15 protein-coding genes and 1 pseudogene are annotated in these 14,212 nt (G+C 54.6%); 8 read left to right on the top strand and 8 right to left on the bottom strand.

Features of this window, described 5'->3' with window-relative positions; genetic code table 11:
- From JRG72_04710 to JRG72_04680, 7 genes and pseudogenes are all read right to left on the bottom strand, one after another.
- Nucleotides 1-1,102, bottom strand: a pseudogene (locus JRG72_04710) (menaquinone biosynthesis decarboxylase).
- A 61-nt stretch (nucleotides 1,103-1,163) separates the two neighbouring features.
- On the bottom strand, nucleotides 1,164-1,985 hold the full coding sequence (locus tag JRG72_04705) for a menaquinone biosynthesis protein (protein MBW2134522.1): 822 nt from the start codon (nucleotides 1,983-1,985) through the stop codon (nucleotides 1,164-1,166).
- The gene (locus JRG72_04700; protein ID MBW2134521.1) at nucleotides 1,975-3,213 is read right to left on the bottom strand and encodes an amidohydrolase family protein; all 1,239 of its coding nucleotides are present in this window, start codon (nucleotides 3,211-3,213) and stop codon (nucleotides 1,975-1,977) included. The genes JRG72_04705 and JRG72_04700 overlap by 11 nt, the downstream gene beginning before the upstream one ends.
- Nucleotides 3,201-4,067 (bottom strand): MTAP family purine nucleoside phosphorylase, encoded by an 867-nt coding sequence (locus JRG72_04695; GenBank protein MBW2134520.1) that lies wholly within the window; start codon nucleotides 4,065-4,067, stop codon nucleotides 3,201-3,203. The genes JRG72_04700 and JRG72_04695 overlap by 13 nt, the downstream gene beginning before the upstream one ends.
- Nucleotides 4,068-4,087: 20 nt before the next feature.
- Nucleotides 4,088-5,209, bottom strand: a complete 1,122-nt coding sequence (mqnC, locus tag JRG72_04690) for a dehypoxanthine futalosine cyclase (GenBank protein ID MBW2134519.1) — start codon at nucleotides 5,207-5,209, stop codon at nucleotides 4,088-4,090.
- Nucleotides 5,209-6,306 carry an aminofutalosine synthase MqnE gene (gene mqnE / locus JRG72_04685; GenBank protein MBW2134518.1) on the bottom strand — a complete coding sequence of 366 codons (1,098 nt, stop codon included), beginning with the start codon at nucleotides 6,304-6,306 and terminating at the stop codon, nucleotides 5,209-5,211. The genes mqnC and mqnE overlap by 1 nt, the downstream gene beginning before the upstream one ends.
- A gap of 45 nt (nucleotides 6,307-6,351) precedes the next feature.
- The gene (locus JRG72_04680) at nucleotides 6,352-6,999 is read right to left on the bottom strand and encodes a TetR/AcrR family transcriptional regulator (protein MBW2134517.1); all 648 of its coding nucleotides are present in this window, start codon (nucleotides 6,997-6,999) and stop codon (nucleotides 6,352-6,354) included.
- A 450-nt stretch (nucleotides 7,000-7,449) separates the two neighbouring features.
- Here JRG72_04680 and JRG72_04675 point away from each other — a divergent pair, with 450 nt between their 5' ends.
- From JRG72_04675 to nadC, 4 genes are all read left to right on the top strand, one after another.
- Nucleotides 7,450-10,107, top strand: coding sequence for a valine--tRNA ligase (locus JRG72_04675; GenBank protein ID MBW2134516.1), 2,658 nt, complete (start codon nucleotides 7,450-7,452; stop codon nucleotides 10,105-10,107).
- A gap of 110 nt (nucleotides 10,108-10,217) precedes the next feature.
- A complete protein-coding gene (locus JRG72_04670; protein ID MBW2134515.1) occupies nucleotides 10,218-10,409 on the top strand; it encodes a Rho termination factor N-terminal domain-containing protein in 192 nt (63 codons plus the stop codon).
- Between the two features lie 110 nt (nucleotides 10,410-10,519).
- Nucleotides 10,520-10,810 (top strand): hypothetical protein, encoded by a 291-nt coding sequence (locus JRG72_04665; protein MBW2134514.1) that lies wholly within the window; start codon nucleotides 10,520-10,522, stop codon nucleotides 10,808-10,810.
- A gap of 79 nt (nucleotides 10,811-10,889) precedes the next feature.
- A complete protein-coding gene (nadC, locus tag JRG72_04660) occupies nucleotides 10,890-11,744 on the top strand; it encodes a carboxylating nicotinate-nucleotide diphosphorylase (GenBank protein ID MBW2134513.1) in 855 nt (284 codons plus the stop codon).
- Nucleotides 11,745-12,028: 284 nt separating this feature from the next.
- Here the strand turns inward: nadC and JRG72_04655 are convergent, their stop codons facing one another.
- Nucleotides 12,029-12,235, bottom strand: a complete 207-nt coding sequence (locus JRG72_04655; GenBank protein MBW2134512.1) for a transposase — start codon at nucleotides 12,233-12,235, stop codon at nucleotides 12,029-12,031.
- Nucleotides 12,236-12,651: 416 nt separating this feature from the next.
- Here JRG72_04655 and JRG72_04650 point away from each other — a divergent pair, with 416 nt between their 5' ends.
- The 4 genes from JRG72_04650 to JRG72_04635 all read left to right on the top strand — a co-directional run bounded on the left by JRG72_04650 (nucleotide 12,652) and on the right by JRG72_04635 (nucleotide 14,212).
- Nucleotides 12,652-12,882 (top strand): NAD(P)-binding protein, encoded by a 231-nt coding sequence (locus JRG72_04650; protein MBW2134511.1) that lies wholly within the window; start codon nucleotides 12,652-12,654, stop codon nucleotides 12,880-12,882.
- A gap of 405 nt (nucleotides 12,883-13,287) precedes the next feature.
- On the top strand, nucleotides 13,288-13,458 hold the full coding sequence (locus tag JRG72_04645; protein ID MBW2134510.1) for a hypothetical protein: 171 nt from the start codon (nucleotides 13,288-13,290) through the stop codon (nucleotides 13,456-13,458).
- 2 nt (nucleotides 13,459-13,460) lie between these two features.
- The gene (locus JRG72_04640; GenBank protein ID MBW2134509.1) at nucleotides 13,461-13,664 is read left to right on the top strand and encodes a hypothetical protein; all 204 of its coding nucleotides are present in this window, start codon (nucleotides 13,461-13,463) and stop codon (nucleotides 13,662-13,664) included.
- A 116-nt stretch (nucleotides 13,665-13,780) separates the two neighbouring features.
- Complete coding sequence (locus JRG72_04635; GenBank protein MBW2134508.1) at nucleotides 13,781-14,212, top strand: universal stress protein; 432 nt, start codon at nucleotides 13,781-13,783, stop codon at nucleotides 14,210-14,212.

Genomic DNA, 14,212 nt, shown 5'->3' with positions numbered 1-14,212 from the left:
GACTTTGCGGGCCTGGCCGGGATAACGTTTGTCAATCGAGACAAACGCCAGATTGTGAAAAACGCCTTCCACCGGCAGATTAAGATCAACGATCTCCGGCAGTTGTTTTTTGATCAAGGGAAGGAAGATGCGCTCCGTGGCCTTGGCCATGAAGCAGTCTTCCATAGGCGGCTGGCCGACAATGGTGGCCGGATAAATGGGCCGCCGGCGGTGGGTCAGGGCGGTAAGGTGAAAGACCGGATAGTCATCCGGTAAGGAATAGTAGCCGGTATGGTCGCCGGCGTTCCCCGGGCTCCAGGTAGCCTTCCAGGACGATCTGACTGTTGGCCGGCACAGACAACGGGACGGTAATGCAAGGCACCAGCTCTACCGGCTCCTGCCGTAAAAATCCGGCGAAGATGATTTCATCGAGATCGTCCGGCAACGGCGCGGTGGCGGCATAGGTGACGGCCGGATCCGGCCCCAGGGCCACTACCGCGGGCAACCGTTCGCCCCGGGCCTCGGCCACCCGATAATGCTGGGCGCCGCCCTTATGGCGGTGCCAGTGCATCCCGGTGGTCTGCTTGTCAAAGACCTGGAGGCGATACATGCCGACATTGCGCTGGCCAGTCTCCGGGTGGTGGGTAATCACTATCGGCAGGGTTATAAAAGGCCCGCCATCCTGCGGCCAGCAGGTAAGGACTGGAATTTTGCTGAGATCTACTTTCTCCTGACGCCAGATGACTTCCTGGCAGGGGGCGTGGCTGACGGTTTTGGGAAAGATATTGGCCAATCGCCGCAATTTCGGCAATAATTTAAGCTTCTTAATCAGGGTATTGGGAGCCTCGGCCTCCAGGAAGCTGAGCAGCTCAGCCGCGATTTCCCCCAGATAGTCCACTTCCAGAGCCAGGCACATCCTTTTGAGGGAGCCGAAGGCATTCATCAGCACCGGCATCTCATATCCCGGCACATTCTCGAACAGCAAGGCCGGTCCGCCCCGTTTACAGACCCGGTCGGTGATTTCGGTAATCTCCAGAAACGGACTGACCGGTTCCGAGATCCGCTGCAGCTCGCCCTTTTGCTCCAGCACCTCGATAAAATGTTGCAGGCTTGGGTAGCCCATGTCTTTGCGCCTCATATTCGGATGACTTTAAATTCCATCGAAAACAGAAAACCGAAAACTTTTAAATAAACCGCAGTTGCGGCATTTCAGGCAGTTCGCCGAATTTAAGTAGATAGTGGTAAAAAGCCTCCAGCCCTTGTCGCTGGGGGGCCTGCAGGTCGTAATTTAACTGATTATAATAGTGGAATAGCGTCTGGTAATCCAGTCCCAGTAAATCAGCGGCTTGATGACTGATTTCCTCTAAGGACTTAAGTCCCCAATCTTTGGCCATCAGCAGATTCTGATGCAGATAATGCACCTGGGCGGTGTGTTGGGCAAAACAGGAGCGCCGTACCGCCCAGACTCCGAATACAAACGGCAGACCGGTGAGATCATACCAGGCACTCCCCAGATCAAGGAAATAGGGATAAGTTCGGGTGGCCCGCAGCCGTAAGGCCTCGTCGCCGATGGCCAGCAGTGCGGCCCAGCCGTCTAGCAGTTGTGTGCTTACCGGCCCGGAGCCATAGCACGGTCGGGCGCCATACATTTCCGCCAGGATAATTTTGACCAATGCGGCTGAGGTGGCCGAACTCTGACTGAGCAATACTTGTTGGCCACTCAGGCAATGAAAAGGGAGATGGCTGAACAACAACACGCTGCCGACATCGCCTTGTGAACTGATGGAAAGGTCCGGCAGCAGTAGATACTTATGAAAATGACGGCCATATTCCAGGGAGGAGATGCCGCTGACATCTAATCTGCCGGCGAACATCCGGTCGTTAAGTTCGGCGGGGGTGCCCCAGATCACCTCAGCCCCATTCGGCACATAAGCCTGGTCCATGGCGTAATAGATCGGCAGGACATTAATATAACAGATGCGGCCCAAGCGCAGTTTAACTCCCATATCCGCCCTCCGGACCAGGAGCGCCGAGCCAGGAAATCTTTCCAGCCACGCCCGCGGCCAGCAAATCGGGCCAGAAATTGCTTTCGGACTCTAAGGGGATGAATAGCAGGGCTGCCTTTTTGCCGGAGGCGAGACTGCCCAAATCATCACCGCGGCCCAATGCCTCCGCCCCCTGTTGGGTGGCCAGGGCCAGCAGTTGGTCCAAGGGAAATTCTGGGTAATGTTGATGCAGGGTCAGCATTTCATTAAACAGGTTAAGGTCCTGGTTGCTGGCCAGAGAATCGGTCCCCAGGGCCAGGCGCACCCCGGCCCGATGAAGTTCCGGGAGATCGGGGAATCCAGCCCCGGTAAGCTGGTTGGAACGGGGGCACAACACGGCCCAGGATGAGCGCCGGGCCAGGATTTCCCGGTCGGCCGAGTCCAGCCAGACAGTATGTACCGCTAAGGTTTCAGGTCCCAGGAAACCCAGGCGGTCCAGATAGGCCACCGGCGAGCATTGCGGCGGCTGATAATCAGCCCGCCAGCGGCCCCGGTGTTGCAACAAATGTCGGAAAAAGCCGTTACCCTGACTTAAGAATTGGACCTCTTCCCATGATTCGGCCAAATGGACGGTGCTCCGGCGGCCATAGCGCCGGTTCCAGTCTAAAATGCGGCTAAACAGGGCTGGGGATAGGGAATAAGGGGCATGCGCCGCGGCAGAAAAATTGGGCATGGTGCAAGCCCAAGGACTGGCGAAAATCCGAAAATCAGCTTCAAGAGGGCCAGTTTCCAGCCGGTCAAACCCCAGACATTCATGAAAGTAATGAAATTCGAAGCCGCTTTCTAAAAGTAGGGGCAGACTCAGACCGGTATTGCTGACCTCTCCTGCCATAACAGTGCCATAGCGGCGGAGTTCGGCCAACCCCAGCCGCACGCCCTGGCTCATCTCGGCGGGAGAAAGGCAGGCAATCTCGGCTAAAGCGGCCTCCAGCCAGTGGCCAAAGCTCGATTGCGGGGCAATCCGCCCCTGCAGCGCTGACAATTCCAAATGGATGTGGGCATTGATCAAGGCCGGGAGTATCGCCCCATCACCATGGTCGCAGCACCGGCAGGCATATTGGCGGCGCAGCGCCACGGCCGGGCCTACCGCCACGATCTGCTCCCCGGAGACCACTACTGCCCCGTTTTCCAGTACCGGGCCGCGTACCGGCACCACCCAGCGGGCCTGATGCATGATTAGCGGAACCATGTTTGCCAATCCTCGCCGATATCGCCGCGTCGGCGATAACGCTCCATCAGCCGGGGGCAAGGGCAAAGGCGGGGGGTTGAGGCCAGCCCCGGCAGCAATCTTAAGGCTATCTCGGCAAAGGCGGCCTCCACTTCCTGGACCCGGGCCAGTTCCTCCGGAGTGGCCAGCCCATCAAACAACACCCCCGGTTGATAGGGACGATTTTTAAGGCCTTCGGCAAAGTTGACCACATAACCCAGGGCCACATAGCAGAGTTCCAGTTCCCGGGCCAAAAAAACCTCAGGCACCAGGGTCATGCCTACCAGGTCGCCACCCAGGCGTTGAAACTTGCGAATCTCCGCTGCGGTTTCCAGCCGCGGGCCGGTGGTAGCCACATAAACTCCCTGGGAATGCAACGGGAAGGGGCCGTTTTGCAGGGTCTGAATCACTTGGCCGCGCAATTCCGGGCAGAACACCGGGTTATGGCGGATAAAACCCAGACCCTGATTAGGGAAAAAGGTGTTAGGGCCGCCTTTGCCTTCATCCAAAATATCGTCTGGCACCACCAAGTGGCCAGGAGCCATGGATTCATTGATCGCCCCCGGCGCGGTCCAGGCCAGGATTTTTTCCACCCCCAATGCTTTTAGCGCGTAGAGGTTGGCCCGGTCGTTGATGAACGGCGCCGACACCTGGTAACCATCCTCGCCATGGCGGGAAAGCACCGCAAAATCCATGCCCTGGGACGTAAAGAGGTGAATCGGATTGCTGCTCCCAAACGGCGTCGGGTAGGCCAGGCTGAGGCGCGGCCCCAGCCCGAGCGCCTGAAAGGCTTTATGTGTCCCGACCCGGGCGATAATGGCGACGTTGGTCTTCATTTTTTAATCTCGCCAAGACGTTAGGTCGCCAAGATCAAACTTGAGCGTCTTGACGTCTTGGCGTCTGGGCGAGAGCTTCTCTTTAATACCAGGCGATACAGGTGGTCCCGCTGCCGGGCCTGGTAGCCGGCGGTGGTGATCTGCCGGATGATCTCTTCCTGCGACAGGCGGAACCCGACCCCGGTGGCGGCCACTACATTTTCTTCGATCATGGTAGAGCCGAAGTCATTGGCCCCAAACTTCAACGCCACCTGGGCCACCTTGGCCCCCTGGGTGACCCAGGAGACCTGCAGATTGGCGAAATTGTCCAGGACCAGCCGGGAGATGGCCAAGGTCTTGAGATATTCGATGACTCCGGCGGTAGTCCCACCCAGGGCGGTGCTACCGGGCTGATAGCTCCAGGGAATGAAGGCAGTGAACCCCCCGGTGCGGTCCTGCAACTCCCGGAGGCGCAACAGATGCTCCACCCGTTCCGCCCGGGTTTCCAGATGGCCAAACATCATGGTGGCAGTGGTGCGCAAACCCAATCCATGAGCGGTTTCCATCACCGCCAGCCATTCCTGGACCGTGCATTTATGAGGGGAGATCGCCTGGCGGACCCGGTCCACCAGAATCTCGGCGCCGCCGCCGGGAATCGATCCCAACCCGGCGGCGATTAACCGCTGGAGGATTTCGGCCACCGACAGCCCCGAAAGCCGGGTCAGAAAAACAATCTCCGGCGGTGAAAACCCGTGGATATGCAGGCCAAAATCACGGCGAATAAAGTTCAGCAATTCTTCATAAAATTCCAGGGGCAGGGCCGGATTGAGGCCGCCCTGGAGGAGAATGCCGGTGCCGCCCAGGGCTTTGGTTTCGGCCAATTTTTGCATCAGGGCGGTGCGCTCCAGAACATAACCGCCCGGTGCTCCGGGCCGCCGGTAAAAGGCACAGAACTTACAGCCCGAGACACAGATATTGGTATAATTGATGTTGCGATCGACCACATAGGTTACCCAGGGCTCAGGATGGTGACGCTGACGGGCCTGATCGGCCCAACGCCCCAGGCTCAACCAATCCTCATCCCATAAGGCCATGGCCTCAGCGGCTCCTAAACGTTCTCCGCTGGCCAGTTTTTCTGCAAGTCCGGGGTTATTGGTTTTCATCAGGAGATGGCGTTATACAGGGTATCCCGTTCTATGGGCTCCCGCCCGGCTTCCCGGATCAGGTGCAGCAGTTCCGCCCGGGTTAAGGCCTGCGCGGTCTGGGCCCCGGCCATATGGGTGATGCGCTCCTCGATCACCGTGCCATCGATGTCATTGACCCCGAAGGACAGCGATAATTGGGCGATCTTAGGCCCGATCATGATCCAGAAGGCCTTGATATGGGGGAAATTGTCCAGCAGCAGGCGGGCTACTGCCAAATTTTTCAAGTCGTCAAAGCCGGTGGTGTCATTTAAATGATCTAATTGGGTGTTCCGGGGGTGAAAGGCCAGGGGAATGAAGGCCAAAAAGCCGCCGCTCTCATCCTGGGCAACACGCAGCTGCAGCAGATGGTTCACCCGTTCCTCAATGGTTTCGATGTGCCCATAGAGCATGGTGGCGTTGCTTTTCAGACCCAGGCGATGAGCGCTTTGGGCGACCTCTAGCCAACCTTTGGGGGACAGCTTGCGAGGACATAGGGCGTGGCGGATACGAGGGCTAAATACTTCAGCCCCGCCCCCGGGCAGCGACCCCAGGCCGGCTTCCTTTAAGGCTTCCAGGGTTTCGGTCACCGACAGCCCGGCAATTTTGGCCAGATGGGCGATTTCCACTGCGGTGAAGGCCTGGATGTGGACCTGCGGGCGGATAGCCTTAATACCTTTGAGCATTTCCAGGTAATAACTAAATGGCAGGTCGGGGTGCAGTCCGCCGACAATATGGAGCTCAGTAATGGGCTCGTCCAGGCGCTCCCGGACCTTGGCAAAAATCTCTTCCAGGCTCATTTCATAGGCGTGAGGATCATCGGCGGTCTTGCCAAAGGCACAGAAGCGGCAGCCATTGATACAGATATTGGAATAATTAATATGCTGATTATAAATGTAATAAGCCCGAGAGCCGTGCAACCGCTCCCGGACCAGATTGGCCAGATAGCCCAGACCCAGCAGATCCGAGGTCTGGTACAAAGTCCGGCCATCCTCGAAGTCCAGGCGTCTTTGCGCCCTTACCTTTTCATAGATGGGAAACAGCTTTCGATCACTGAAATTTCCATTCTCCCGATGCATGGGTCTCTCCTTATGACCAGCAGGTCACTTATAATTTAAAAAATTTTAGCCTGCCAACCCGGCCCGCAGCAGTTCGATTAATTCTTGGACCCGTTGTTCGATCTCTTCCGCCGGGGCCTGTTCCAGCCCCAGGGTAACATCGAAGAAGGGCACGCAGGTGGCCTGGAGAAAGCGGTCGAACAAAGCGTCCAACAGGAAGATGACCGCCGAGCCGGGCAGATCGGCCCGGAGTTCTCCCCGTTCCAGACCCTGGCGCAGCAGCGATTGAAAATATTCGGCGGCAAACTGGCGGATGGCCTTGAGCAACTGCTGTCGTTGGGGCACATGTTGGTCAAATAAAATTTTCAGATAAATTCCATAGATGCGAGGATGGTGACGGATAAACTCGACTCCGGCCAGCAATGATTTCTCCAGCCGGGTAAAGAAATCTTCCTCTCGGGTAGCTTCCTTGACCTGCATCAGGGTGCAGCGCACCAAGGAGATGGCAAATTCAAAAATATAGAGGAAGATTCCTTTTTTGTCCTTGAAATATTGATACATTGAACCCTTGGCGATGCCCGTATTGGCCACCATGACGTTGATACTGGCCTGTTGATAACCTTTGTCGGCAAACTCGGCCAAGGCCGCAGCCACAATCTTGTCCTGCTTGGCCTGCGGTAGATTAAGAAAAGTGGGGAGAACAGTTTCGGTCACTGCAAAATCCTCGTACGACCATTTGGTCATATCAAATATTCTTGGTGAAAGTCAAGCTTAATTTTAGGACGCTCAATTAACCGCTTTTCAAGCCCAGAAAAATCTTGACAGGCCGGGGTCAATGTGTTAATCCCGATTTTAGCTTAATTAGTCATTATAAAAAGCACAGGTTGAGAAATGGCTGACCCTCGAGGTGAGGAAAGATTTTCCTTCAGAAGACCGACAACCTCGAGTACAGAGGAAGACATTGAGTCGATTGAGGATTTAAAGGAAAGCCGGGTAGATAAAACCTGATACCTGGTTTGGTCAAGAGGACCGTTTTAGGGATTAGCTACTAATCCCTTTTTTTGTGATATACTACCCTTAATTAACCAAAGTCGCTGGATAATTCGGCGTCAGGTTGAATTACGATAATTTATGGCTGGGCCACCTGTGGACCCGGAGTAGTTTATGGCAGAACTGTTAGATAAGGTTTACCACCCCGAACAAATAGAGAGTCGCTGGTATAAGTATTGGGAGGAATCAGGCTTGTTTCGGGCGGAGGCGGAAAGCCAACGACCGCCCTACAGTATTGTTATTCCCCCTCCCAATATCACCGGCTCTTTGCATATGGGCCATGCCCTGAATAATACCTTGCAGGATATTTTAATCCGCTTCAAGCGCATGCAGGGCTATAACGTGTTATGGATGCCGGGTACGGATCATGCCGGCATTGCCACTCAGAATGTGGTGGAGAAGATGCTGGCCGCCGAGGGTCAGGATCGCTATACTCTGGGCCGGGAGGCTTTTGTGGCCCGGGTCTGGAAATGGAAAACGGAATCCGGGGGGCGGATTATCTCACAGCTTAAGCGGTTGGGATGTTCTTGCGATTGGAGCCGAGAACGCTTCACTATGGATGAAGGGCTGTCGGCAGCGGTGCGCGAGGTCTTTGTCCGCCTCTATGAGGAAGGCCTGATCTATAAAGGTGATTATATCATTAACTGGTGTCCCCGCTGTCAAACCGCCCTGGCCGATCTGGAAGTGGAGCATGAGACCAAGGAAGGCCATCTCTATTACATAAAATATCCCCTGGCCGGGAAAGAAGGGCATCTGACCGTTGCTACCACCCGCCCCGAGACCATGCTGGGCGATACCGCGGTAGCGGTGAACCCGGATGATCCCCGCTATCAAAAGTACCATGGGGCTACCCTGACCTTACCCATCCTGGCTCGCAAGATTCCTTTGATTACTGATAGTTATGTAACGACCGAATTCGGCACCGGGGCCTTGAAGGTGACTCCTGCCCATGATCTGAATGACTTTGAAATTGCCCGACGCCATCAACTGCCGGCTATCCAGGTGATTAATGAACGGGGCCGGATGACCGAAGCCGCGGGCAAATATGAGGGAATGGATCGGTTTGCCTGCCGGGAGAAGATCGTTAAAGACCTGAAGGCTGACGGCCTGTTGGAAAAGATTGAAAAATATAGCCATAGCGTGGGCCATTGTTATCGTTGCGGGGCCGTGGTCGAGCCCATGTTCTCGAAGCAATGGTTTGTCGCGGTCAAACCCTTGGCTGCCGAGGCAGTGGCCGCGGTCCAGGCCGGCCGCATTAAAATCATTCCCCAGATGTGGGAGAAAACCTATTTTGAATGGATGTCCAATATTCGGGACTGGTGCATTTCCCGGCAGATCTGGTGGGGTCATCGCATTCCCGCCTGGACCTGCAGCAACTGCCAGCAATTAATCGTGGCCCGGGAAACTCCCAGTTCTTGCCCCCACTGCCAGAAAACGGAGTTGGTGCCCGAAACCGATGTCCTGGATACCTGGTTTTCTTCGGCGCTGTGGCCTTTTTCCACTCTCGGTTGGCCTCAACAAACCCCGGAATTGAAGCTCTTTTATCCTACCAGCGTGCTCGTCACTGCCTTTGACATCCTTTTTTTCTGGGTGGCCCGGATGATGATGATGGGCCTGCATTTCATGCATGAGGTGCCGTTTCGGGAGGTCTATATTCATGCCCTGGTGCGGGATGCGGAAGGCCAGAAGATGAGTAAATCCAAGGGTAACATCATTGATCCCCTGGAAATCATGGATAAATATGGCACCGATGCCTTCCGCTTTTCCCTGGCCGCATTTGCCGCCATGGGGCGGGATGTCTTATTGTCTGAGGAGCGGATTATCGGCTACCGCAATTTTGTCAACAAGGTCTGGAATGCCAGCCGCTTTACCCTGATGAATCTGGAAGGCTATGATCCCGAAGCCGCCCATCAAGACACCCAACCGCTGACGACGGTGGAGAGCTGGATTATCAGCCGCCTGCAGCGTCTCACCCAGGGAGTTGGCGAGGCGCTGGATAGTTATAAATTCGACCATGCCGCCCATCTGGTCTATCAGTTTACCTGGCACGAATTCTGCGACTGGTATCTCGAATTTATCAAACCCGCCCTTTATGAAAGCGCCGAAACCGCGGCGCGCCGCCATACCCAGCGGGTCTTAACACAGGTCTTGGGGACTATCCTTCGATTACTGCATCCCTTTATGCCTTTTATTACCGAAGAGGTCTGGCATAAGCTTCCGGGGGTCGAGGGCAGTATCATGGTGGCACCTTTTCCCCAGAGCCATCCGGAGCTGATTAATCCCGATGCCGAGGCCGAAATGGGATTGGTAATGGAGGTGGTTACCGCTATCCGCAATATCCGGGCCGAGATGAATGTGCCCCTGACGACCCGGGTCAAGGTTGATTTATTTACCCCCCACCCTTCTTCATTACGGATTTTAAGGACCCACCGCCATTTCCTAAGGGTTTTAGCCCGAGTGGGGGAGCTCAATATCGAATTTACCGGCCAGCCCCCTCGGGCCGCGGCCAAAGCCGTGGTGGACACGGTGGAAATTTACCTGCCGCTTAGCGGAATCCTCGACTTCTCCGAAGAAGACCGCCGCCTGGCCAAGGAAATGGAGAAATTGAGCAAAGATTTGACCAATGCCCAGAAGAAGCTGGCCAATGAGGACTTCCTGGCCAAAGCCCCGGAGGAGGTGGTGGAGCGGGAAAAAGAGAAAGTCCATGTGTGGAGCGAAAAACTGGCCAAACTCCGCAGCCACCGGGAGAAGATCCGGGAGTTGATGGCTTGATCAGGGATATCTGCCTATCTTGGCCTGCGGCCCTGTCGCTATAACGGGTTTTTGCCTTAAGTGTTAAAATACCATTCTTCTTCCGACCACTTAATTTCTGGAGTGGAGTAATGAACTTAAAAAACATCAGGGAAATGGCCCGCCACCTTGGCGTCAAGAACTATTCCCGGTTTAGAAAGGACGACCTGATTCGGGTGATTCAGGTAAAAGAGGGAAACGATCCCTGTTTTAAAAGGATCAACGACTGCCAGGTATATGATTGTCTGTGGCGCGCGGACTGTCAGGAATCTGCGGCTCCGTAGGGCCAAGTTGGTGGCCTTCGCCATTTTCTGGTCCCAGTTTAGCGAATCAGGGGTGACCCTTGCCCAGCAGTATTAGGGAACCAGGCCAATCGCGGTTTCTAGAACCAGATATGCAAGAATTATCCAAAGAACTGAAAGATAAAATTATCAAGGCTCTCGCCGATCGCCGAGCTAATCTTCCCTGCCCCCGTTGCGGCAACAAATCTTTTATCATTCTAGATGGCTTTTTCAATCCAACTCTGCAGATCGAATTAAATGGTCCAGTCAGCGAGGGAGTTTCCGTCCCGGCGGTGGTGATAATTTGTAAACAATGCGGCTACATAAGCCTGCACTCCCTGGGAGTATTAGGATTGCTGGCCAGAGAAGCCCCCCTCCAGCCCGGAAAGAATGCGCCCGGCTGAATAGCTAGCAAACCCAGACATTGTTGCGGCCCTTTGATTATTTTTAAGACATTTAAATAACTCTATTGACATGTTACCCATGAGCCTAACCCCCCTGCCTTTTGCGGTCCAACGTCTCATTGACTTGGCCCTGGAAGAAGATCTGGGGCCGGGCGATCTGACCACCCAGGCCACCATTGACCCGCAACTTCAGGCCGAGGCCCATATGCGGGCCAAAGAGGAGTTATTCGTGGCCGGCCTGCCGGTGGCCGCCGCAGTATTTCACCGCCTCGATGCGGCGATCAGCTTCCATGAGCAGGTTCATGAGGGCGACCAGGTACCCCCGGGTACTATACTGGCTATAGTAACTGGACCGGCCGGTTTGCTCCTTAGCGGCGAGCGGGTGGCCCTCAATTTCCTCATGCGGCTGTCCGGTATTGCCACTCAAACTCGTCGCTTTGTCGAGGCCGTGCAGCCCTATCCGGTGCAACTGGTCGATACCCGCAAGACCACGCCAGGTTGGCGGGTCCTGGAAAAATATGCCGTCCGGCTGGGCGGCGGCACCAACCATCGTTTTGGCCTGTTTGACGGGGTGCTGATTAAGGACAACCACCTGGTTGCGGCCGGGAGCATCACTGCTGCCGTCCGCCGGGCCCGCCGATCAGTTCCCCATACTCTAAAGATTGAAGTGGAAGTGGCCGATCTGGCCGGTCTGGAAGAGGCTATCACGGCCGGGGCCGATATGGTGCTGTTGGATAATATGGACGACGCTACCCTGGCCCAGGCAGTTAAAAAGACCCAGGATTGGGTTCTGCTGGAAGCCTCGGGAGGCATTACTCTGGAACGCCTGCCCCAAGTGGCGGCTGCCGGGGTTAACCTGATCTCGGTCGGAGCCCTGACCCATAGTGCCCGTAGTGTGGATATCAGTATGAAGCTGGTCCGGACCTGGATGTAGTCCAGAAGTTCACAACCGCTCGCCAGCTTTGGAGTAACCATATCACAACCCGCATTTAGTATCGCCTGCCAGTTTGCCTGAGAAAGCTCAACTTTTTAATCTCAATTCAGCAATGTTTCGTTAAGTTTTTGCAGGTGTCTGTGCTGGATGCCCATGGTCAGAGATTGCCTTATTTTCAAGTTTAAGCCCACAGGTCTCGTCAATGATTTTGATCCGCAAATCTCTAACTCTTTTTACAGAAACCCTTTCCAGATAATATTGGTGTAAAAGATGGAAAGCAGGAGTTAGGTAATCAGTCCGGCGACCATTTGCACCATAAAGCCGTAGGCGCTTCTGGCAATGAGATGGTAAACATTGAGGTGCGGTTTCCGCCAGCCGAAGAATTTTTCGATCTCCCAACGGAGCTTATAAATTAGGGTGATTTGTTCGGCTGAGAGATCATAGCGGTCGGTAGCAACCCAATATTCTGCATGGTCGGATCGCAACCCCATTTCATCGCCCAAAAAAACCAGGGCCTTCTACGTCTTGGCAAGCTGCCGGATTTCCGGATATTTCCGCTCCAGCCAGAGGCGTACTCCTTGAGGATTCTGTTCCAGGTCCCGGGTGCCGGTTTTTGGGGGGTAAAACCCTTACGGGCCAGTAGCGGCCCCAGCTTCTCATTTTGGGGTTTTTATCTCCACGGTGGCGCTATTTCACGGAACCTGCACCATCAACTCCTTCAGCCACTTATTCGGCTGGCGCCGCTATAATACCACCAACACCAGCCGCAATAACCCGATCCTGGCCCTTATTACCCTGGGGAATGGGTGGCACCACAATCACCATCCCCACACCTCCTCAAACCCAGCCATTTCCAGGCCTCCTCGGGAAGGGAGGAGGGCGATGATATCCCGGAGGGGGCTAAACTATGCGCTTGGCCGTGATCGTGACAGGCATTCCCGGCTCGGTGGCTGCCTACCTCTTGTCGCCAGCAAGAAGTAACAGTATTCGAAGCCAACGATTACCTGGCGGCCATTCCCACACGGCGGATGTCACTTCTGGGGGCCGAACCTACCCGGTGGACACCGGTTTCATCGTCTTCCACGAGACTACTTACCCAAACTTGATCGAGATTTTAAAACGTCTGGGCGTAGACTAGCAGCCAGCCAACATGATCTTCAGGGTTATCAATGCCCAGACCGGCCTGTAATATGATTTCCGTAATTTCAATGGCCTCTTTGCCCAACGGTGGAACCTGGTTAACCCTAGATTTGACCAGATGTTCATGGACATCTGGTGTTTACGCCGGGGTTTGGGAGATCTTGCCCGGGATGGGGATTTTGCGATAATCGTTAAATTAAAAATGGTTGCCAACAGCCTTAAGCTATTGTAAAATCAAATAATTAATTTTTCTGGAGCTAATATCACCAGGAAAGACAGAGCCAACGGTTCTCTCTGGGGCCACCACATTAAGGAAATTTTTCGTCCCGGCTTTTTACTCCCCCCAGCATTACAACCCCGGAAAATCGTTATCATGGTCCGAGTAGTAACCCAAAGGTGAACTATGGAGAATAGAAAAGCTTATCCGGAGAGACTGGAAGCCCAATTACAAGAATTGGCGGCCAGCATCGACGAACTGCAGGCTCAGGCGGACAAGGCCGCGGCTGAGGCCGGAACCAAAAATGAGTTGGTGAGATCTGCGTCAGAGACAAGAAACAGTGCAGGAAAAAATTAATAGTGATACGGGGCTTAGAGGAAAATAATGGAGAAAAACTCAAGGAAAGATTGGTCCTGGCCATAGCAGGTCTGGTAGAGGCCCTGAATCAGGGCAGGTCAAAATTTCCGGAACAGGCCCTTAAAGGTTTGAAACCCTTGGCGTGCCTGTTACTCAGCACTAGTGATGTCTGGGGAACAATTGACATTCCGGCTGATAATCCTTAACAAAAAGAATAGACCAAAGGAAACGTTAGGATAATCTAAAAATCAAGAATATCGGTTAAGGGGGCAGCAACGCGGGGTTGAACGGAGAGGGATGCCGCCAATTAAGGAGGAAGATCATGTTGCAATTTTCTGCCTGGCTCTGTATAATGCACGTGATTCCCCTGGTGCCGGCGGTTTCCCCTGCCCCATTGCCGCCTTCAGCGCCCATAACTCCAGAATTTGACATTCATTTATATCAACCGGAGTTGCGGGCTCAATCTGCCCAGGCCCTCGACCTTTTTGTCGAAGCCCACGTTGCCTCCGAATTAAGGGTCAAAACCATTAGCGTCACCGGAGACACGGCTGATCAGATCGTTCGGGCGGCGGAGACGGAGAAATGTGATCTCATTGTTATAGCCTGTCATGTACGCACCGGGTGGCGTCGTTTTATATTGGGTTCTGTAGCCGAACGGGCAGTAAGAAATGCCTCGTGTCCAGTACTTACCATCCAGGCACCGACGGAGACTGCCGGTAGCTTTGGCCAACTTATTAATCTCAGGGAATTATGA

Source organism: Deltaproteobacteria bacterium (assembly GCA_019309545.1).
Taxonomy (GTDB): Bacteria; Desulfobacterota; Desulfobaccia; order Desulfobaccales; family Desulfobaccaceae; genus Desulfobacca_B.
The sequence above is the reverse complement of the archived record's forward strand: the minus strand, read 5'-3'. Positions and strand labels throughout refer to the sequence as shown.